Here is a 21142-nt window from a genome sequence, read left to right on the forward strand (position 1 = left end):
CCGGGGAATACATATACTGCTCTCAGCACGCGAAACGCGTTCGCAAGGAAACGGCATGAAACGCATCCTTTTTACAGCGATGTTCTCCATCGCAGCGTACGGCGATGCACTGCATTTTCCCTTCAATGAAAAGAGCGGTGAAAGCGCGAAGGATGCAGGCGGCATCACCGCATCGGTACCTGATGCATGGGAGACCGGCGCGTTCGGCGGCGCGGTGCGTCTCTCCGGCGAGAGCGCCGATGTGGTCCGCATAGCCGTCCCCCGTGAAAAACAGATAGGCACCGGCAGCATGACCATAGCATGCTGGATATATCCCGACACGTTCGCCATCGAAGCGAAGGATAAACGGCGGCGCATCTTTAATATCATCGATGAGTGGCCGAACCAGTACATGGTCGTCGAGGTGAAGGATAATGGTTCGCTCGGCATGTCGTTCGGGTCGAGATTGGCCGACGGGAAATATTCCTCGGGCGGCGTGAGCGCGAAACTTCCGATAAAGACCGGCACGTGGACGCATATCGCATTTGCGCTCGACCGCGAGGCGAAACGTCTGCGTGTGTATATCAACGGTGCGCTCGACAATGAAGGAGCGCTCGCGGATACGTTCACCGGCGATTTCAGGAGCGATAAGCCCGTTACCATCGGCTCCTCCTGGCAGGGTTTCATCGGCGTTGTCGATGAGTTCCGGTATTTTCAAAGCGCTGTCGATGCTGGTGCGCTGAGAACGATATACGATTCGGAGAAAGCGAATTACACGGGCGTGCTCATAGTAAAAGCCCCGGCAAAGAATGTCCCGACCGTGCTTCCCGCCGAACGCTCGGGACCGCCGCTCATCTTCTACGTATCGCCGTCAGGCGCGGATGATGCAGGCGGAACGGCGCCCGACAGCGACGGAAAGAACGGCCCGTTCAGGACGCTCGCAAAAGCGGCAGCCATGCTCAAGGCGGGCGATGTGCTCATGCTCCGCGAAGGCGTGTACCGCGAAACGCTCGAGATACTCCGTTCCGGCAGACCGGGCGAGATCATTGCAGTGAGCAATTACAATGGAGAGAAGGCCGTCATAAGCGGCGCAGATATCATCAAGGGATTCGAACGTGATGACGGGAACATCCATGCTGTGTCCGTGGACCTTCCGCTCGACGATCAGAACCAGATCTTCGCCGGCGGCGAGATGATGATAGAAGCACGCTGGCCCAACACAACAAACACCTTCCTTCACCCGGTGCGTGCGCATATGGCGTCGGGAAGCGTATCGAACCGCATCGTTGACCCTGACATCCCGGGAGGCGATGATGCGTGGAAGGGTGCGCGCATCTGGTGTGCGGGCGGTGCGGCATGGTATTTTTGGAACGAGACGGTCAATGGATACGATGCGTCGCAGCATGCGATATCGTTCAATGCGATAAAAGGCCACAACGATTTCTACTGGCCGCGCAAGGGCAATGAATATGTGCTCATGGGCGTCCGCTCCGCGCTCGACAGCCGCGGCGAATGGTTCTATGACAGAAAAGCGAAGCGTCTCTTCTTCTGGCCGATGCATGATAACGACCCGTCATCGATCATTATCGAGGCGAAAAAGCGTATACTCGCGGTGCGCGTTAACGCATCGTTCGTGCGTATCGAAGGTATAGCGGTGCATGCGGGCGGTATGCTGATAACCGAGGCGTCATCGAATGTCGTGCTCAAACGGCTTACGGGTACGTTCCTCGGCCACTCGTATGACCGCGATGTGAGCGGCACGGGCGCCGTGGTGATGCGCGGAAGCAACATCGCCCTTGTCGATTCGGAATTCTCGCTCGCATCGGGGAGCCTTGTCTCCGTGTACGGCATCGACAATAAGGTCATCAACTGCTTTATCCACGACGGTAATTATGCCGGCAAATGGGGCGGCGCGGTCACGCTCGCAGGAAGGCGCGTCATCTTCGCGCACAACACGGTATGCGATGCGGGACGAGACATCATCTCCGTGGGCGGTCTCACCGAATCCATCGTCGAGCACAACGACCTCTACCGCGCGGGGTGGCTCACACACGATCTCGGTATGACCTACGGGCACACGACGGATTTTCAGAACACCGTGTTCCGCTATAATCTTGTCCATGACAACATGGCGGCCAAGACCGCGATGGGCATCTATTTCGATCACGTGACGATGAACGTCATTGTGCATAACAACGCCGTGTGGAACGTGGGGCTCGACCCCCTGCGTATCAATAATCCGAGCTATAACTGTCTCGTTTTCAACAATACCGCGTATAAAGCGGGCGATGTCGGCACGTTCGATCACAGTAAACGCAATGACCTCTACGGCTGCCGCTACTACAATAATATCGTCCCGAAGGACATGAAACTCCCGAAGCATGTGTTCACTGCAGGGAATATCAGTACCGCGGAAAGCGATGTGAAATTCCGCGATGCCGAGGGCGGCGATCTTACGCTCATGGACGGCTCACCCGCGTTCGGCAAAGCATTCCGCGATGCCGGTCTGGGGAGCGATGTCGGTGCATTTTCTGCCGGTACTGCGTGGCATGCCGGGCATGACTTCTCGAAAAGCGCTCCTCGCCTGTCCTATGAAGCTCCCGATGTACCCTACATGAATCTCGTGAAGAATTCCTGTTTCGAATACGGGCTTGAGCAGTGGACGAAGATCGGCGACGGCGTGAAGACATCACTTGGCAACGGCTGGGGCAATGGATACGGCAGGGGCGCCCCGGAGCCGACGGGGACATGCCGCGGGGAACTTGAGCTATCCGGACTAAGCGGCGTCGAGCAGACGGTGCGCGGCCTTTTTCCCGATACGGAATATACGCTGTACGGCTGGATGAAAGCATCCCCCGGCGAGACGGGCACGGTGAGCGTACGCGATCACGGCGGACAGACGGCGTCATCATCGGTGCAGGCGACGAATTGGACGCGTGTGTTCGTCGAATTCAGGACCGGCGCGGCGACAACAGCGGTCATTGCAATAAAGAAGACATCGTCGGGCAGCGGCTTCGTCCGTGCCGATACGTTCGGGCTGCCGAAAAAGCCCAAGGGGAGCTCGTGGGAACGCCCGCCCCTCGATATGTCGCTCGGCGGTGCGGCAAAGGCCGCTCCGATACCACCCCCGTTCATCGCAGCGCGCGTGAAAATAGAACCCGTCATCGACGGCACTATCCGTGCGGGTGAATGGCCGGAGAATGCCGTACGCATTGAGCAGAACCCGAACCGTGAATTCCTCGGCACAGCACCGGCATCGGCGCGCATCTGTCATGACGGGGAAACGCTCTTTATCGCCGTGACGGTGCCGGTCAAAGTCGATGTGAAACGGGGAAGCACGTGGGGAAAGGACGACGGCGCGGAGATATGCTTCATCGATGCGAAGGGTGCAGCACCCACGGCTAGCTTCGTGGTGCACGGCTTTGCCGGCGGCGGAAGCGAAAGCCTTGCGAGCGGCGGCGTATCCGCTGACGCGGCGAAGCGTCTCGGCGACAAGGTTCGCTATACTGCGCGTATCGAAGTGAACGCGTGGACGGGAGAATGGGCGATACCGTTCTCGCCGGCGGATATCGCGGCGAACGGCGGGCTTAAGCTCGCGTTCAATATATGCGTGCATCGGACGGAGACACGAGAATGGATGCTCTGGGTAGGATCGCTCGGGGCTGCGTATCAGCTTGAGAACGGCGGAACGATAATCCTCGAATAGCTGCTTGCAGATGACAGCGGGAGTTCGATAATGAAGAGATTGATAGCGCTCGTATGTGCGGCGATGGCGTTCGCCTCCGATGAGGGGCTTCTGCTCCATTGGAAATTTGACGAGGGAAAAGGTTCGGCGAAGGACAGCTCTCCGAACGGCCTCAACGGCACGATAGCGGGTAAATACGTCCGCGTCGGGAAAGGGTATGCGCTCTCGCTTTCCGGCGACTCGAAGAACGGCGTTCTCGTCGTCCCCCCGGCGGATAAACAATTCGGACGCAGCAGCATATCGTACGACCTCTGGGTACGGCCTGCCGCGTTCGCGAAACAGCGGCGTCTCATCGAGTTTGGCAAATGTTTCCCCGCGTACTATCTCACCTCCGATGTGAGCGAGACCGGCAGTTTCAGTTTCGGCGGCGCGGCGAAGAACGAGTCGGGCAAATACATCGGCGCAGGGGCAGGTGCAGAGACGAAGCTTACTGTCGGCGCCTGGACGCATATCGCCGGCGTATTCGACCGCGAAAGCAAGGCGGTGAAGATATTTGTGAACGGAAAACTCGAAGGGAAGAGCGCGATACCTGATGCGTTCAACAATACCGATCTCTCCTGCGAGAAAGGCATCGGCGTGGGCCTCTGGCAGGCGTTCGACGGCGCCATTGATGAGATGCGTGTATTTCTCCGCACGCTCACGGATGAAGAGATAGTAGCGCGGTATGCCGAGACGAAAGGCGCGTACGAAAGCACGGGGGACGTCATGAAGCTGATAAAGGCATCATCGCAGTATTTCGTTTCGCCCGAAGGGAATGATGACTGGAGCGGCACTATCGCTTCCCCGTCAAAGGACGGTAAGGACGGCCCGTTCGCAACGCTTGACGGCGCACGCGATACGATACGCGCCCTCAAGACAAAGGGGCAATTGCCCGCCGGGACCCTTACTGTCGATATCCGCCGCGGGACCTATGCCCGCACAGAATCGTTCACACTGACCGCCGCAGATTCCGGTACGAAGGATGCGCCGATCGTATACCGCGCGGCAAAAGGCGATGATGTGCGTATCATCGGCGGCACAATGATAGCGCCGAAGGCGTTCACGCCGCTCACCGATGATGCCCTTCTTTCGCGGCTTGACGCATCAGCTCGCGGTCAGGTGCGTGTGCTCGATCTCAAGGCGAACGATGTCGACGATACGGGGCAATTTCTCACGCGCTTCATCGGTTTCCCGAGCGTGTCGGAGCTTTACTTCAATGACAAACGCATGACACTCGCCCGCTGGCCCAACAATGCATGGACGACGATAAAACGCATCATCGATTCCGGCACGACGCCGCAAGGCCCCGAAAAAGACCGGCGCGGCGGTACGTTCACGTACGACGGCGATCGCCCGTCGCGATGGAACACGGAGAACGGCGTGTGGCTTCAGGGCTACTGGTGCTTCGACTGGGCAGATGAAGTGATAAAGGTCCGGTCTATCGATACGGAGAAAAGTGAGATAGCGCTCTCGCAGCCGCATAATTATACCATCAGGCAGGGTAATCCCTCGCCGCGGCGCTACTATGCGGTGAACGTATTCGAGGAACTCGACAGCCCCGGTGAATATTACATCGACCGTACCGCCGGGAAGCTTTTCTTCTGGCCGCCGGAGATGAAGGATAATTCGCGCATCGTGATCTCCACGCTCAATGAACCCATCGTTGCGTTCCGCGAGGCATCGCACGTGACGCTTCGCGGCGTTACCGTGGAAGCGGGCATCAGCGACGGTATATTTGTCACCGGCGGGAGCGGTGTACGCATCGAGGGATGCACGGTGCGCAATGTGCGCACTATCGGCATACGCATCGACGGGGGGACGTCCCACACGATATACACCTGCGATGTGCACGATATCGGTTCGGGCGGCATCATACTGGGCGGGGGCGACCGTACGAATCTCATACCCGCGGGTCATGAGGCGGTGAATAATCATATCTGGGGTTTCGCGCGGCACAAGCTCTGCTATGCCAACGGCATCGGCTTCGCCGGCGTGGGCAATCGCGCGGCGAACAATATCATACACGATGCGCCGCATCAGGCCATCGGCGTTTCGGGCAACGATCATGTCTTTGAGAACAACATCATCTACGATGTGTGCATGGCGAGCGATGACGCGGGCGCGTTCTATAAAGGACGCAATCCGTCCTGCCGCAACAATATGATACGCAATAATTTCTGGCATCATATCGGAAGCCCCATGGGGCACGGCAACGCCGCCATTTACTTCGACGACGGCGACGGGGGCGACTTCGTCATCGGCAATATATTCCTCCGCTGCGGCGACCCGGGAAAGGGCTCCTTTGGCACCGTGTTCAATCATGGCGGGCACGATAATACCGCGGAGAACAATATCTTCATCGAATGCAAGCGGCCGCTCGGTTCCGCTCCGTGGAATGACAAGCGCTGGAAGGATTATGTGAATGCTGAGCTCTGGCAGACGCGGCTTACGAAGGATGTCGACATAAGGAAGCCCCCGTACACAACACGGTATCCGCTCCTTGAAGGCTTCATGGACCCCCAGCCCGGACAGATACGGAGCAATCATTCGTCGAAGAACGTGCTTGTCATGTGCGCCGATGTGAAGAGCGGCAACTGGGAATTCGACTCGAACGAGAACATCATCACCGAAAGTGATCCGGGATTCGTGAACGCGGCGAAGGGGGATTTCCGGCTAAAGCCCGACTCCATCGTGTATAAGACGCTCCCCGATTTCAAGCCGATACCCTTCGAGAAAATAGGACCGTTCGCCGATGCGCTCAGGCCCTCCGTGCCGAAGGCAGTGTGGAATTATCCGCCGCCCAAGCAGCTCCCGCCGCTCAAGTCGGCCGCGTCGACAGCGACGGTGAAAGATGGACCCATGCCCGAGTTCACGGCGAAACGAACATCATCTTCCATAACGGCTGACGGAACTATCGATGCATCAGAATGGGGTGATGATGTCCTCGTGCTTGCACAGAACTACAACGGCGCTAAAGCGGATCGTCAGAGCCGCGCATGGATACGCTACGATGATACGCGCATCTACATAGCCGTCGAAAGCGATATTCAGCCGGGCACGAAGCTTGACGGCAATTCGTGGGGAAGGAACGATGCTGTCGAGATATCGCTCCGCGCTCTCCGCGGCAAGGACAGAACGCCCATAACCGTGTTCCGCGGTTTCGGCAACGGGTATCTCCAGTTCGGCGCAACTAAGAACGCAAGCGATGAGCCGGATTACACCGATCCGCACGGCGCCGTGTTCAAAGCGGCGCGCAAAGACGAACGTACCTGGTGCGCGGAGTTCTCGCTCCCGTTCGCCCTTTTCGATATCGATCCCGCAAAGGACGTGCGATGCGCTTTCAACATAACCGTGCGAAAGACCGCCGATGATCTCTGGCTCATGTGGGAAGGCACGCGCGGCAATTCGTTCAATGTCGACAATGCGGGAGTGCTGAATTTCAAATGAGGATACCGCTTCTCTCCATCATTGCTATAGTCCATGCCGTATCGTTCGGTGCGGACGGCGTAAAACGCTCTGCGCTCGTTCCCATACCGAAACCGGGCATGGTCTTCTATGTGTCACCGGACGGTGATGATGCGTGGACGGGAAAAAGCCCGCGCAAAGGCGCCGACGGGCCGTTTTGCACACTTGAAAAAGCCCGTGATGCGGTACGGTCGGCAAAGCGTGCCGGGCTTCCGACCGGCGGCATCGCTGTCGAGATAATGCCGGGCATGCATGAACGTGCAGGTACGTTCACACTTACCGCTGAAGACTCGGGCGAACCGTCATCGCCCATCGTCTACCGCGGTGCGGATATGCCCGTGATCGTCGGCGGGAAGCGCATACGCGATCTATCACCGTACAAGGGAAATATCCTCAAGGCGGACGTGTCTTTTTTCGGCGATATCTATTTCCGGCAGCTTTTCTTTTCCGGCAAGCGCCAGCACCTTGCGCGCTATCCGAATTACGACGCATCGAATCCCTACGGAGGCAGCTGGGCGTATGTCGCGGGGAGCATGGCGAGCTGGGATAAAAAGGAGAACAAGCGCTCGTTCGTCTGCCGCGAGGGCGATATGCGCCGCTGGAAAGACCTCACGGATGTCGAGGTGTTCATTTTCCCGGGGCCGAACTACCGCAACAATATCATCGGTATCGCATCCATCGATGCGGCGAAACGGACGATAACCCTTGCGCGCGATGCGGACTACGGCATTCGTCCTGTCGACCGCTACTATGTACGCAATATCTTCGAGGAGCTCGATCAACCCGGTGAATGGTATCTCGATAAGCGGACGAAAACGCTTTATTTCTGGCCGCCCTCCGATCTCGCGGACGGTGTCGTCTATGCGCCTACTATTGAAAAGATGATCGTGGTTTCGAATGCGTCGCATATCGTGTTCACGGGGCTGACGCTCGAATGCGCCGATGATGCGGCAGTGACCTTCATCGACTGCACGGATTCGCTTGTAGCAGGATCGGTGATACGCAATGTCGTCGGGAAAACGAGCGGCCTCGGCGCGGCGGTCGTTATCGGCGGAAGCAATGTCGGTATCGTCGGCTGCGACATCTACGATATCGGCACAACCGCGGTGCATCTGGCAGGGGGCGAGCGCATGTCGCTCACACCGGCGGCTCATTACGCGGAGAACAATTACATCCACCATGTCGGCACGGTGTACACGCGCGGCGTGGGACTCAACATCGACGGCGTGGGGCAGCGGGCAGCGCACAATCTCATACACGACTGCCCGCGCTTCGCGCTCATATTCTACGGCAACGATCACATCATCGAGTACAACCGGCTCCGTCATATGAACATACAGACCGAGGATACCGGCGCCACCTACTGCTGGGGGCGCGATTTCCTCACCGCACGCGGGAGCGTCATTCGCTATAATCACATCAGCGATTCGCTCGGCTACGGAAAGAAGATCGACACCTGGATATCGCCGTACTATGCGTGGGGCATCTATCTCGATGACGACTGCGCGGGCGTGGACGTCATCGGGAATATCGTCGCGAACGCCAACCGCGCCGGCATACACTTCCACAACGCGCGCGATATCATCGCGATGAACAACATCTTCATCAACAATGGCGCTCATGACCTTGAGATGAACGGATGGAATGCGACGCATAAATTCTTCATCAGCAGAACGAACGATTTCGACAAGGCATGGCGCACCTACGCGCATCTTCCGGCATGGCAAAAATACCGCGGTTTGGGGAAGGCGCATCCGATAGAGGCCGGTTTCATGGTTGACAATATCATCGTGAACAATATCTTCTATGCAACGAACGAGAAGGCGAACGTGTATTCGTTCAGGAATTTCGCCTTTGACCGCACGACTATCGATTCGAACATCATCTTTCACACATCCGGCATACACACGATACAGGGGATAAAGGCCGACCCCGATAAGCAATGGCAGGAATGGCAGCGCCTGGGCTTCGATAACAATTCAGCCGTTGCCGATCCGCTTTTTGTCGACGCGGCGAACGGCAATTACCGTCTGAAACCGGATTCGCCGGCATTCGCGCTCGGATTCAAGCAGATACCCGTCGAGCATATCGGCCCCTACCAGGATGCCCTGCGCGTGCACTGGCCTATCGTCGAAGCGGAAGGCGTGCGCGAGCATCCTATCGGGGAGATCGATGCGCCGGCTGCGGGATCATCATCCGATACGCAGCGTGCAACAGCGCCAAAAGCGAAGGCCGTTATTGACGGTACGGCATCACCGTCGGAATATCCGCGACTGCCGCTCATGATGAGCCAAAGCCCCATGCGCAAAAAGCTCGATACGCCGCCCTGTGAGGCGCGGATATCGCATGACACGAAAGAACTTTTCATCGCTGTCACCGTACCGGTGAGCGCTGCGGCAGCGGTCGCGAGCGGCGATTCCTGGGGGAAGGACGATGGTGTAGAGCTCTGCTTCGCCGTGATAACCGAAGGCACGCTCATGGGCGAGGTCTTCGTGCTCCATGGGTTCACCGGCGGGTCATACGCGAGCGTCACCGACGGCGGTGCATCAGCGAAGAACGCAGCGGCCCTCCGCGATGCGGTGAAGTACAGCGCCGTCATCGGCGAGCGGTCGTGGACGGCGGAATTCGCCGTGCCGCTGGCGGTACTCGGCATCAATTATGTACCTGGGGCGCGCATCGCGTTCAATGCCGGTGTGCGGCGTGCTGAGAACAAGGAATGGGTGGTCTGGGTGGGCGCCATGGGCGCGACACATAAGCTCGACAATGGCGGTATTCTCGTACTCGAATAAGAACCCTTCTTTTCAAGGAGCACGATATGCGTTCGATCATTTGTTTCATTGTTCTTGCGGCGCTGGTACCGGGCGCTGAAGCACCGATCTTTTATTACCCGTTCAACGAGGGCAACGGCGGCATACTTAATGACGCCTCCGGGAACGGTTTCAGCGCATCGGGCTCGGCGGCGTGGACCCGGCTTAAAACCGGCTCTGCGATTGTGTTTACCGGAGAAGGCGGGCAGGGGTTTTCGGTGAAACTCCCCCCTGAAAAACAGATCGGCAAAGACAGCTTCACGATATCCTGCTGGCTTAATCCATCGACCGTGATCATCGATGCGAAGGAAAAGCGGCGGCAGCTTTTCGTGCTTGACAGTCATTACCCGGCGCATATCGTGACGATGGAACTTGTCAACAATGACGGCACCGTCATGCTCATGCTCGGATATAAAAAAGAAGATGGAAAGTATTCATATACGCAGATCAACTCGAAGAAAAAGCTTTCATTGAATCATTGGACGCATGTCGCCGCTCTCTGCGATCGGGAACAGTATAAATTCAGGATCTATATCGACGGAGCGCTCGACAATGAATCGAACATCGATAAAACATTCGACGGAAATTTCGTCGGCGATAAACCGCTCGTTATCGGCGCGTCATGGCAGCAGTATCAGGGCGCGGTGGATGAGCTTTCGTTCCATAAGCGGGTACTCTCCGCGGAGGAGGTCCGCGCATCATACGATACGAAAAAAAGCGATTATACGACCGATGCGGTCGTCATTACCGGAAGTGTAACACCCGCATCGCGCTACCATGTTTCTCCCGCGGGGGACGATGCATGGACCGGCGTGCCCGCACAGCCCAACGCGGCAAAGACCGACGGGCCGTTTCGGACGATAGAACGTGCGCGTGATGCGGTACGCACATTGAAAACAAAAAAGCTCTATCGCGAATCGGTTACCATAGATATTGCGCCGGGGGTATACGAACTTTCCGACACTATGACATTTACATCCCTTGACAGCGGCGAACCGGGGAAACCCGTCATCTACACGGCGAAGAAGGGAAGTGTCACCCGCATACTCGGCGGACGCGTGGTGCGTAATTTCGCACCGGTCAGCGGCGATGTGAAGGAGAAACTCGATGAGAAAGCGCGCGCCAAAGTGCTCGTCGCCGACATGAAGTCGCAGGGGATAACGAAATACGGCGCATTGAAGAACGGGCCGACATGGGCGCAGTCGGAAACCGGCATGGAGCTTTTTTTCGCCGATAAGCCAATGACGCTTGCACGATATCCCAACGAGGGCTTCATGCGCATCGCCGATATCACGGTCAATGACGGGCATGCGATACACGGACAGAAGGGGAGCAAGGTCGGGCAGTTCACCGTCAAGGACGAGCGCATACTGAAGTGGGTCAATGAAGCGGGCGTGATGATGGAAGGATACTGGTTCTGGGACTGGGCCGATCAGCGCTTCATGGTATCGAACATCGATCCGGCAACGATGACCGTGACGCTATCCAATGCGAATCACAGCTACGGCTTCCGCAAGAACCAATGGTTCTATGCGTACAATCTCCTCCCGGAGCTCGATTCCCCCGGTGAATGGTATGCCGACCGCGAGAACGGACTGCTGTACTTCTGGCCTCCTGCCGCGATCGACAGCGGTGTGCCGATGGTCTCGATACTCGATAATCTCATCTTTCTCGACGGCGCATCGAACATCGAGTTCCGCTACCTCACGCTCGAATGCGCGCAGGGCACCGCGATACGCGGACAGAAGATCTCCGACATTCGCGTTGCCGGCTGCACGATACGCAATGTCGGTTCATACGCGATGACCGGCGAAGGAAGCCGCATCACCGTCATCGGTTGCGATATCTATCAGACGGGCGACGGCGGTGTATCGCTTACCGGCGGCGATAGAAAGACGCTCACACCGGCGAGTAATCTCGTGGAGAATTGCCATATCCATCACTTCGCGCGCTGGGATACCGTGTATAAGGGAGGCATACAGCTCTACGGCGCAGGCCTTACGGCGCGCAACAATCTCATCAACGATGCCCCGCACACGGCGATATTCTGGGGCGGCAATGACATCGTCATGGAATTGAACGAGATACACAGCGTCGTGTACGAGAGCGGCGATGCGGGCGCTATCTATGCAGGGCGTGACTGGACAATGCGCGGCTGCATTGTACGCAATAATTATTTTCATCACATCTATGGATTCGAGGGACGCGGTGCCAACGGCATATACTTCGATGACCAGTATTCATCGGCCGTGAGCGAAGGGAATATCATCTACAAGGTGGCGCGCGGCATGCTCATGGGCGGCGGGCGCGATAACCGCGTCATCGGAAATATCTTCATCGACTGTCCGGTGGGCTTCAGCCTCGATGCGCGCGGGCTCGGCTGGGCATCCAGCGGCAAGGACGGGCTCATACAGAAACTGAAAGCCATGCCGTATGACAAGCCGCCGTGGAGCGAGCGATATCCCGAACTCGTGAACATACTCGACGAAGACCCCATGGCGCCGAAGAACGATCTCTTTGAGCGCAATATCTCGTGGAAATGCGGTGCATGGGATAAGATCGAAGGCAAGGCGATGCCGGCGGCGACGCTTAACAATAATCTTATCGATGTCGATCCGAAATTCGTCGACGAGAAGAACGGCAATTTCCAGCTTCGTGACGATTCGCCCGCATGGGCCATCGGTTTCGAACGCATACCGGTCGAGAAGATAGGTCCCTACAATGATGCATGGCGCGCGAGTTGGCCGCTCAAGCACACCGTGCGCCCGGGCAAATCGCTCATCGGTCAGGCCGATCCGCATCCGGGAAAACCGGAGAACGTACCATCGGTATCGCGTGCGCCCGATATCGACGGTGTGATCGCTTCGGATGAATGGAGCGCGATGAAAAAGATAACGCTTGCTGAAACGCCCAGTCGCGATGCAGTGAAGAACCCGTGTACGGGCTATCTTGGTTATTCGGATAAAACGCTCCATGTCGCCGTGTTCGTGCCGGTGAAAGACACTGCAAAGCTCAAGCTTGATTCGAAGTGGGGACAGAACGACGGCATCGAGGTATGTTTCCGGCTCCATGAAGGCATCGATTACCGTCCGGGGCCGACATTCATCGTGCAGGGATTCGCGAACGGCGAGAAGTCGGTGAGCGCCCTTGTGAAGACCGCCGAGGACAGTGCAAAGAAGATCGCATCGGCTGCAGTCGTTGCAGCGAAGGTCGTCGAGGGCGGATGGAGCGTTGAGATGGCCATACCGCTCGATGATGCCGGCATTGCCGCGGGGCCGGGGATGAAGATCGGTTTCAATATCGGCGTGCGGCGCATGGAAAGCAATGAATGGATAGCGTGGGCGGGAACGAAGGAAGCGAATTTCCAGCTTGGCAATTCCCGCATTATTGTATTAGAATGATATCACACCCGAGGAGGCATAGTATGATACGAACGGCACTACGTATTATCATGGGAATAGGTGCGGCATGCCTGCTCTCTGCGCAGACGGAAGAAGGTCTTCTTGCGTACTGGAGCTTTGACGAAGCGGAGGGACAGACGGCGAAGGATGCGGGACCCTGGAAAATGGCCGGCGCGGTCAAGAACGCCGTGCGCGTCGAGGGGAAAAAAGGCTCGGCGCTCAAGTTCAACGGCAAGGACGCTGTCGTCGATATGGGCAATAAGGAACCGCTCAATGTCATAAGCGATCTCACGATCGAGTTCTGGATGAAAGCATCGGCGGCGGGCAATGACGGCAATCCGTATTCAGGCGTTATCACGAAGTTCGAACCCGTCGCGCCCAACGGCGAGGGATATGATATCATCGTTCATAAGGACGGACAGCTGCGTGCATGCGTGCGCGGCCCCGGGCGCATCGACACCGGACCGCGCGGCGCGAAAGTGCTCGACGGTGCGTGGCATCATATCGTCGTAACGGCGACGAAACTCTCCGTGTCGCTCTATATCGACGGCGCACTGAGCGGCGGGACGGCGACGGGAAGCTGGGAGTCATCGCCGAGCAAAATGCCCTTTCTCATCGGCGCACGCAGCGGTGTGGCGAATTTCAACGGGCTTCTCGATGAAGTGCGGCTATACTCGCGCGCGTTGACGGCGGATGAAGTGAAAGCGCGGTATAATGCCGCGAAATAGGTTCGATGAACGATGAACATCCATGCAGTGAGGTTTTCATGGCACGGCTCATATCACTTTTCATCAGCGCTATGCTTGCGGCAGGCATCGTGAGCGCACAGGATTTCCCCCCGGTACGAAAGGCCGTCGAGTGCACGCCGCGCGCAGGGCTCCCGAATTTCCTTGCGAAGGTGAAGGCCGGCGGGGAATACCGAATCGGCTATCTCGGCGGGAGCATTACCGCGCAGACGGGCTGGCGTGTGAAAAGTCTCGCCTACTTCAACAAAAAATATCCCAACTGCACATTCACCGAGATAAATGCCGCCATCGGCGGTACCGGCTCGGACCTCGGGGTGCTGCGCATCGATCACGATGTGTTCCTCGGCAAACCCGATCTCCTTTTCGTTGAATTTGCGGTCAACGATGCCGGACAGCAGCCCGAAGAGATAGTACGCGCCATGGAAGGCATTGTCAGGAAGACGTGGAAGAATTTTCCCGCGTGCGACATCTGTTTCGTCTACACGTTCACGGAGGCGCTCCTCAATGACCTTAAGACCGGCAACTTCAACCGCTCCGCCGCAACGATGGAGGTGGTGGCCGATCATTACGAGATACCGACGATACACATGGGGCTCGAGGCGATACGGCTTGAGAGCGAAGGGAAGCTTCTTATGAAAGCGCCGGAAGCGAAGATGGACCGCGTATCCGGCGATGAGCTTAACCAGGCGTCAAAAGCGGCGATGGGCCCTGACGGGAAGATACCGTTCTCAAAGGACGGCGTTCATCCGTATACCGACACGGGACATCAACTCTATATGGAAGCGATAGAGCGCTCGATGCCGGCGATCATAAGCGCATCAGGAAGCGCGGCGCGGCACACACCTGTCGTTGCGTATAATCCGAAGAACTACGGGCGATCGGCAATGCTCTCCATCGATGTGTCAGCGCGTACGGGCGCGTGGACAAAACTCCCTGCGGATACCGGGCTCGGTGCATCGTTCGGCAACCGCGTCGATTCATTATGGAAAGGCGAGCCCGGCGCGGCGCTCTCGTTCTCGTTCAAGGGAACGGCAGCGAAGATATACGATCTCCTCGGCCCTGACTGCGGCAAGCTCGAAGTGACCATCGACGGCAAGGTGAGCACGCCGGTGCGTATGGATTCGTACTGCACGTATCATCGGCTTGCGCTGCTTTCACTGGGGAGCGATCTTGAGAATACTACGCATACGGTCAGCATCAAAGTGCTCGGCGAGAAGATCGATAAGGCGAAGATACTCGCATCGCGCAATCCCGGTGTTGTCGAAAAAGACCCGGCGAAATACGAGGGACTCTACTGGTACCCCGGCGCGATATTCATCATCGGGGAACTGGTGAAGTAACAACTATCCGCGCGGCGAGGAGAAGAAAATATATATCTCGCAGAGGCGCAGAGCCCGCGGGGGGGCCATATTATTGGCGGGCACTTCGGCTGCGTTCAGAGCATCGCTTTGCGGCTTGGCGTGAGACTTGTCTTCATATTCAGGGCGATGGGAATGCGATCGGGGAAAGAGGATGTCACGCGAAGGCGCGATGACGCGAAGGAATATGCTGTCCTGAGTGAATTGCATGTACCCGCCTGTGCATATTTCCCCCAACACGCAAGGGGAGAGAAGCACAGAATAGCATCACGCATCGGCGCAACGGTGCGCCGAATATTTGAATATCAATTATGCGCTTTTTTTCCGTCATGCCCTTTGTTCGGTTTGCCGTCGACCACAGGCAAACCCAGCGCATGTACCGTTTCCATTGATGTTTTTATTCTCATTGCAAGCGCGGTTTTCAGATCATAGCTTTCAACTTCCTTCGCGGCCTTTTCTTTCCATTCCCATACTTCGAGCATCGCCCTCGATTCTTCAGTCGTTTTCATACATCACCTCCATGGGTGTGCATATTCGCAGCGTATGCGAATATCCTTCGCTCATATTGCGTGATACTATTTTACGCTCTTTATAGAGATTTGCCAAGTGCCGGTAATTCCAGCTCACGAGGGCATCGATCTCAAATACCGTGCTTATCGCTATGTGCAAGGCGTCCTCTATCTTCTTTCTGGGTATTATCCCGTGTTCGATATAACCCTGCGCAACCGACTCGATCTCCTGAATGTCGGCATCAAGCAAACTGGACGCGGTCATCGGCACGCTCGGAAAGAAGACCGAATTGGCCAAACAGGCCAAACGCCTGAGGAGCAAGGTCCGCGGCGTGAAGCACGAGGTTAAAAAAGCGAAGGATGGCACAGCAGCTTGATCCGAACGGATGATCAGCCGCTACGGGAATGGGTCGGGGCACAGCGCTCCGGCCCTCTTTTTTTATCCGATCCGATGCCCGCACAGCCGGAATAGCCCTCCGCACAGTGATGCCGACTCCCCGCACAGCATGGCGCAACTGGCGGCGGCCACGGATGGCCTTAGCCGCTACGGAAGCCCCGAGCGGTTTTCAGATCGCTTCCCGTCGCGCAGTGCAAAAAAAACGCCCCATTCCTTCGGCGCGGCCGCCGCCAGGCGTGCCAATGTCAATATCACGTATGCCGCGGTCAATCCCATTCATTTACAGACAGGGGAACATTGCATATACTCAATGGGTGCGAGATGCCTTTCCCGGAGGATATCCGAATGATACGTATCCTATCCCTCTTCATCATGGCCGGTGTGCTTTCGGCCGAAGGTCTGCTTATCCATTGGAAATTCGATGAGAGCGCCTCGTCGGCAAAGGACAGTTCCGGTAATGGGATAGACGGTGCCGGCAAGGCGCAGTGGGTGGATTCCCCGTCCGGTAAGGCATTCTTTTTCGACGGTACGTCAGCGGGATTCGTTTCGGCGAAAATACCCGAGGATAAGCGTTTCGGTACGAAGTCATGGACATTCTCGGCATGGGTAAAACCCAAGCAGTTCACCATTGAGGATAAGCAGAATCAGCGGCGCATATTCGCGTACGGCACGTATCCGGATGCATACCTCGTCATCGATATATTCGGCACAGGCACGGTCGGCAATTATTTCGTCTTCAAGAACGAAGCGGGAAAGAACGTAAGCGCCGGCGGCGGCACATCGATGAAACTTACGCTCGAGCAATGGTCGCATGTGGCGCTCGTGTGCGACCGGAGCGCGCAGTCTGTCGTGATCTATATCAACGGACAGCCGCAGGGCGATACGCCGCTCCCGCCGAATTTCACCGGGAACTTCTCGGTCAACGGCGATGTAACCGTCGGTTCCGGCTGGCACAATTACTGGGGCGCCATGGACGAAGTGAAGGTGTTCACCGAGGCGCTTTCTCGTGAAGCGGTGCGCGCTGAGTTCAACGCGATGAAAGGCATATTCGGCATAAGCGAGTCGGCGGAATCGGCCGCTATCGACGCACGCGAGACGGCGAAGGAGAATTTTGCCGCAGCGGCGAACGCATGGGCGCAGAGGAATTTCAGCGGCGTGCGGGATGCATGCAGGAAGGTGATCGATATCGCATCGATGCCGGCGCATTTCAAAAGCTACGCACATCTGCGTATCGCGCAGAGCTTTGCCGCGGAGAGGAACACTGCCGCCGCGAAAGCGGAATACGCAAAGATACAGGCGAATGCATCATATCCGGATGTGCACCGATACGAAGCGGGCGAATGCATACGGGAACTTGAGCGCACGGCGAAGGGGCTTCCTTCATATGACCCGGGTGCGACGCGTACGAAGATAACGTCGGTCACCGCACAATCGTCGGTGTATGTTGCGCCGAACGGTTCGGATGAGAACGACGGGAGCGAAAAGAAACCGTTCGCTACGCTCGCAAAAGCGCGCGATGCGGTACGTGCTGTCCGTCAGAAAGGCGATACAGCGATAGCGGTGATGCTCAAGGGCGGTGAATACAAGATCAACGATACGCTCGCATTGACCGCTGAGGACGGGAGCGAGAAATTCCCCACCGTGTACAAAGCGGAGAAAAAAGGGACAGCAGTGCTCTACGGCGGCGCGCGATTGTCAGGATTCAAACCGGTAAGCGATGCATCCGTGCTCGAACGCCTCCCCGCCGAGTCACGCGGCAAAGTGATGCAGTGCGATCTCAAAGCGCTCGGCATCACCGATCACGGCGAGCTTAAGGTGCGCGGCTTCGGACAGCCGCCGTCACCCCCGACGCTCGAGCTCTTCTTCAATGAAAAGCCGATGACGCTTGCACGCTGGCCCAACGAGGGCTTCGTGCCGATAAAGAAGCTCACCGCATCCGGGGACAGGGACAAGGGCGTGCCGTCGGTCATCGAGTACGACGATGAGCGTCATGCGCGCTGGACAAAGGCGAACGATATCTGGCTTTTCGGGTATTTCAAATATCTCTGGGCGGATGCGACGATAAAGATCGCGGCGATCGATACCGCGGCAAAGACGCTCACGAGCGCTGAGGCGTACAAGTACGGCGGCACCGGCATGGATACGAAACAGGGCATCATCTACTATGCGTTCAATCTCCTCGAAGAGATCGATGCGCCGGGTGAATGGTATCTCGACCGTGAATCCGGGACACTGTACTTCTATCCGCCGACTGGGCCGTCGGATATCGCCAAAGCAAAAGTGGAGATAGGGCTTTTCTCAAAACCGATGATCACCATGGATAAAGTGAAGAACGTCCGTTTCGATGGGATAACGCTTGACTGCGCACGTTTTAACGCCATTGCGGCGAACGCTTCGGAAGACTGCATCTTCGCGGGGCTTACGATCAAACGTTTTGCCGGAAGCGGCATCACGGTCAACGGCGGTTCCCGTAACACCATCATCGGCTGCGATGTGCATACGATGGGGCGCCGTGCCACTGAGGTCATCGGCGGCGACCGGGCCAGGCTCATACCGGGCGGACATGTCGTTGAGAACTGCCGCATCTACGATTTCGGCCGCATCGACAGGACATACACACCGGCGATACAGCTCGAAGGTGTTGGCAACCGCGTGGCGCATAATCTCATGTATGATTGTCCGTCAAGCGTCATGCGCATCGAAGGCAATGATCATATCATCGAGTACAATCAGGTGCACAGCGCGGTGCAGGAGTCCGACGATCAGGGGGCCATGGAGAATTTCGCGAACCCCACGTACCGCGGCGTCGTTTTCCGCTACAATCATTTCTACAACAACGGCAAGTCCGGGAAGGAGGCGGCCATGCACGGCCAGGCGGCGATACGATTTGACGATGCGATCAGCGGCATGCTTGTGTACGGGAACATCTTCTATAAGAGCGCCAACGGTCATTTCGGCGGCGTGCAGATGAACAGCGGCCGCGATAATATAATCGACAATAATATCTTCGCTGATTGCCGGCAGGGCGTGTCCGGCGGCTGGGGTCCGGGGAATAATGTCTGGAAGCAGATACGAGAAGGGAAGAAAGGGGCGGCGGTGATCACGGACGATCTGTACCTCTCACGCTATCCCGCAATAAAGTGGATGCTCGATGAACCGGCGTACAATAATGTCTGGCGTAATGTGTTCTATCAATGCGGACGCATCGTCACCGGCAACCGTGCGAACCTCGACATGCTCGAGAACGGCGTCTTTACGAATACCGATCCGGGATTTGTGAATGCGGCGAACGGCGATCTTCGATTAAAGCCGGATGCGCCGCTCTTCGCATCGGTGGGATTCAGGCCGATACCGATCGAAGCGATAGGTCTTTATCAGGACGAATACCGCGCAAGCTGGCCCGTAAACACGACGCCAGTAAAGCTCCGTGACTGGCGCGAAATGGTCGGGGTTGTCAAGGTGCTGCCGCATCCCATGGCGCCGATACCGGTGAAGAAAGCATCCGCAGCGCCGGTCATCGACGGGACGATATCGTCGGGCGAATGGCAGGGGGAAACGCTCAAGCTCAGGGAAAACACATCACGCGGTGCGCTCAACGGTCCTGCCGCTGCGGCGAAGGTGATGCATGACGGAAGGATGCTCTACCTTGCCATACGTATCCCGCTCACGGACCTTGCAAAGATGAAACAGGGAACGACATGGGGCCGGCACGACGGTCTTGAGATATGCATGCGCGATGAGAACAATCTTGCCGTCGGGCGGCGTTCGCCGACCTATATCGTGCAGGGTTTCACTGGCGGGCAATCCCAAGGCGCAGGCAATCCCGAAGAGGAATTCGAGAAAGAGACAAAAGCCCTCGGCACGGCCGCGAAATACGGGGCAATGGTCGACGGTGATTTCTGGTCGGCTGAATGGGCAATACCCATCGGCGGGATGGGCATATCGTATGCCCCGAAGATGCGCCTGCAGTTTAATATCGGCATCAGGCGTTCGGATACCGACGACTGGATTGCGCTCGCGGGCGCGATGGGCGCGAATTTCATCCTCGATAATGCTGCGGTGATAGTACTTGAATAACGGTGGAGCACACATGAACCGAAGACATATCATATATTTCGCGCTATTCGTTTTTACGTCGGTGATACAGGGCGCCGAACGTGCAGCGCTTACATTCCATGTATCGCCGAACGGCAGCGATGCGAATGCCGGCACAGGACCCGAGGATGCGAAGGCATTGCGAACGATACAGACCGCGGTGAACAGAATGTCACCCGGGGATATCTGTTTCATACGCGGCGGCGTCTACCGGGAAACAATAATATTCCCGCGCTCGGGTGAAGCGGGCAAGCCGATAACCCTTGCGGCGTATCGCGATGAAAAACCTGTCGTGAGCGGATGCGAGCCGGTGACGGGGTGGACAAGACACAGGGATAATATCTATAAAGCCCCGATGACGTGGACGCTCGGTACCGGCCGGAACCAGGTCTTCGTCGATAAGGAAGTGTATATCGAGGCGCGTCATCCGAACGTGCCCGAAAAGGGATACGAGATGTATGTGGCGGATCTCAGTCCGCTCTGGCCTTCGTTCGCTGAGTTTTCCATCGTCGACCCGAAGTCGAACGCCGGCCGCATCGTGAGCAAGCTGCTCGAAGGACAGCCGGACGATCATTGGAAGGGCGCACTCTATTACGGCGTTCACTTCGAGGGCTGGGCGGCACAGACGGGTGTCATTGAAGGCTCAAAGTCCGGCGAGATC

General features: G+C 57.2%; 11 protein-coding genes. 9 read left to right on the forward strand and 2 right to left on the reverse strand.

The window, feature by feature from the left end; translation table 11 throughout:
* The first annotated feature begins 55 nt into the window (after positions 1-55).
* Genes AABZ39_06635 through AABZ39_06660 form a run of 6 tightly spaced genes read left to right on the forward strand, consistent with a single transcriptional unit; the run spans position 56 to position 15462 of the window.
* Positions 56-3685: a LamG-like jellyroll fold domain-containing protein gene (locus tag AABZ39_06635; protein MEK6794433.1), complete on the forward strand. Its 3630-nt coding sequence runs from the start codon at positions 56-58 to the stop codon at positions 3683-3685.
* Between the two features lie 30 nt (positions 3686-3715).
* The gene (locus AABZ39_06640) at positions 3716-7150 is read left to right on the forward strand and encodes a LamG-like jellyroll fold domain-containing protein (protein MEK6794434.1); all 3435 of its coding nucleotides are present in this window, start codon (positions 3716-3718) and stop codon (positions 7148-7150) included.
* A complete protein-coding gene (locus AABZ39_06645; GenBank protein MEK6794435.1) occupies positions 7147-9957 on the forward strand; it encodes a hypothetical protein in 2811 nt (936 codons plus the stop codon). Before AABZ39_06640 ends, AABZ39_06645 begins: the two co-directional genes overlap by 4 nt.
* Positions 9958-9983: 26 nt before the next feature.
* Positions 9984-13376, forward strand: coding sequence for a LamG-like jellyroll fold domain-containing protein (locus tag AABZ39_06650; GenBank protein ID MEK6794436.1), 3393 nt, complete (start codon positions 9984-9986; stop codon positions 13374-13376).
* A 23-nt stretch (positions 13377-13399) separates the two neighbouring features.
* A complete protein-coding gene (locus tag AABZ39_06655; GenBank protein MEK6794437.1) occupies positions 13400-14104 on the forward strand; it encodes a LamG domain-containing protein in 705 nt (234 codons plus the stop codon).
* 38 nt (positions 14105-14142) lie between these two features.
* The gene (locus AABZ39_06660) at positions 14143-15462 is read left to right on the forward strand and encodes a GDSL-type esterase/lipase family protein (GenBank protein MEK6794438.1); all 1320 of its coding nucleotides are present in this window, start codon (positions 14143-14145) and stop codon (positions 15460-15462) included.
* A gap of 323 nt (positions 15463-15785) precedes the next feature.
* On the opposite strand, the gene AABZ39_06665 is transcribed toward AABZ39_06660, so the two are convergent.
* On the reverse strand, positions 15786-15989 hold the full coding sequence (locus AABZ39_06665) for a hypothetical protein (GenBank protein MEK6794439.1): 204 nt from the start codon (positions 15987-15989) through the stop codon (positions 15786-15788).
* Complete coding sequence (locus AABZ39_06670) at positions 15976-16239, reverse strand: hypothetical protein (GenBank protein ID MEK6794440.1); 264 nt, start codon at positions 16237-16239, stop codon at positions 15976-15978. Before AABZ39_06670 ends, AABZ39_06665 begins: the two co-directional genes overlap by 14 nt.
* Between AABZ39_06670 and AABZ39_06675 the strand changes: the two genes are divergently transcribed.
* From AABZ39_06675 to AABZ39_06685, 3 genes are all read left to right on the forward strand, one after another.
* Positions 16223-16366, forward strand: a complete 144-nt coding sequence (locus AABZ39_06675; GenBank protein MEK6794441.1) for a hypothetical protein — start codon at positions 16223-16225, stop codon at positions 16364-16366. The two genes, AABZ39_06670 and AABZ39_06675, sit on opposite strands and share 17 nt — an antisense overlap.
* A 365-nt stretch (positions 16367-16731) precedes the next feature.
* Entirely contained in the window at positions 16732-20463 is a 3732-nt protein-coding gene (locus AABZ39_06680; protein ID MEK6794442.1) for a LamG-like jellyroll fold domain-containing protein, read from the forward strand.
* Positions 20464-20476: 13 nt separating this feature from the next.
* The coding region (locus AABZ39_06685; GenBank protein MEK6794443.1) for a hypothetical protein at positions 20477-21142 on the forward strand (666 nt) is incomplete at its 3' end.

This window comes from Spirochaetota bacterium, from assembly GCA_038043445.1.
Classification (GTDB): domain Bacteria; phylum Spirochaetota; class Brachyspiria; order Brachyspirales; family JACRPF01; genus JBBTBY01.

Coding starts and splice junctions, on each gene's coding strand:
- AABZ39_06655 (MEK6794437.1), top strand. CDS start 13,400: ATGATACGAACGGCACTACGTATTATCATGGGAATAGGTGCGGCATGC.
- AABZ39_06680 (MEK6794442.1), top strand. CDS start 16,732: ATGATACGTATCCTATCCCTCTTCATCATGGCCGGTGTGCTTTCGGCC.
- AABZ39_06645 (MEK6794435.1), top strand. CDS start 7,147: ATGAGGATACCGCTTCTCTCCATCATTGCTATAGTCCATGCCGTATCG.
- AABZ39_06660 (MEK6794438.1), top strand. CDS start 14,143: ATGGCACGGCTCATATCACTTTTCATCAGCGCTATGCTTGCGGCAGGC.
- AABZ39_06665 (MEK6794439.1), bottom strand. CDS start 15,989: ATGAAAACGACTGAAGAATCGAGGGCGATGCTCGAAGTATGGGAATGG.
- AABZ39_06640 (MEK6794434.1), top strand. CDS start 3,716: ATGAAGAGATTGATAGCGCTCGTATGTGCGGCGATGGCGTTCGCCTCC.
- AABZ39_06675 (MEK6794441.1), top strand. CDS start 16,223: ATGTCGGCATCAAGCAAACTGGACGCGGTCATCGGCACGCTCGGAAAG.
- AABZ39_06635 (MEK6794433.1), top strand. CDS start 56: ATGAAACGCATCCTTTTTACAGCGATGTTCTCCATCGCAGCGTACGGC.
- AABZ39_06650 (MEK6794436.1), top strand. CDS start 9,984: ATGCGTTCGATCATTTGTTTCATTGTTCTTGCGGCGCTGGTACCGGGC.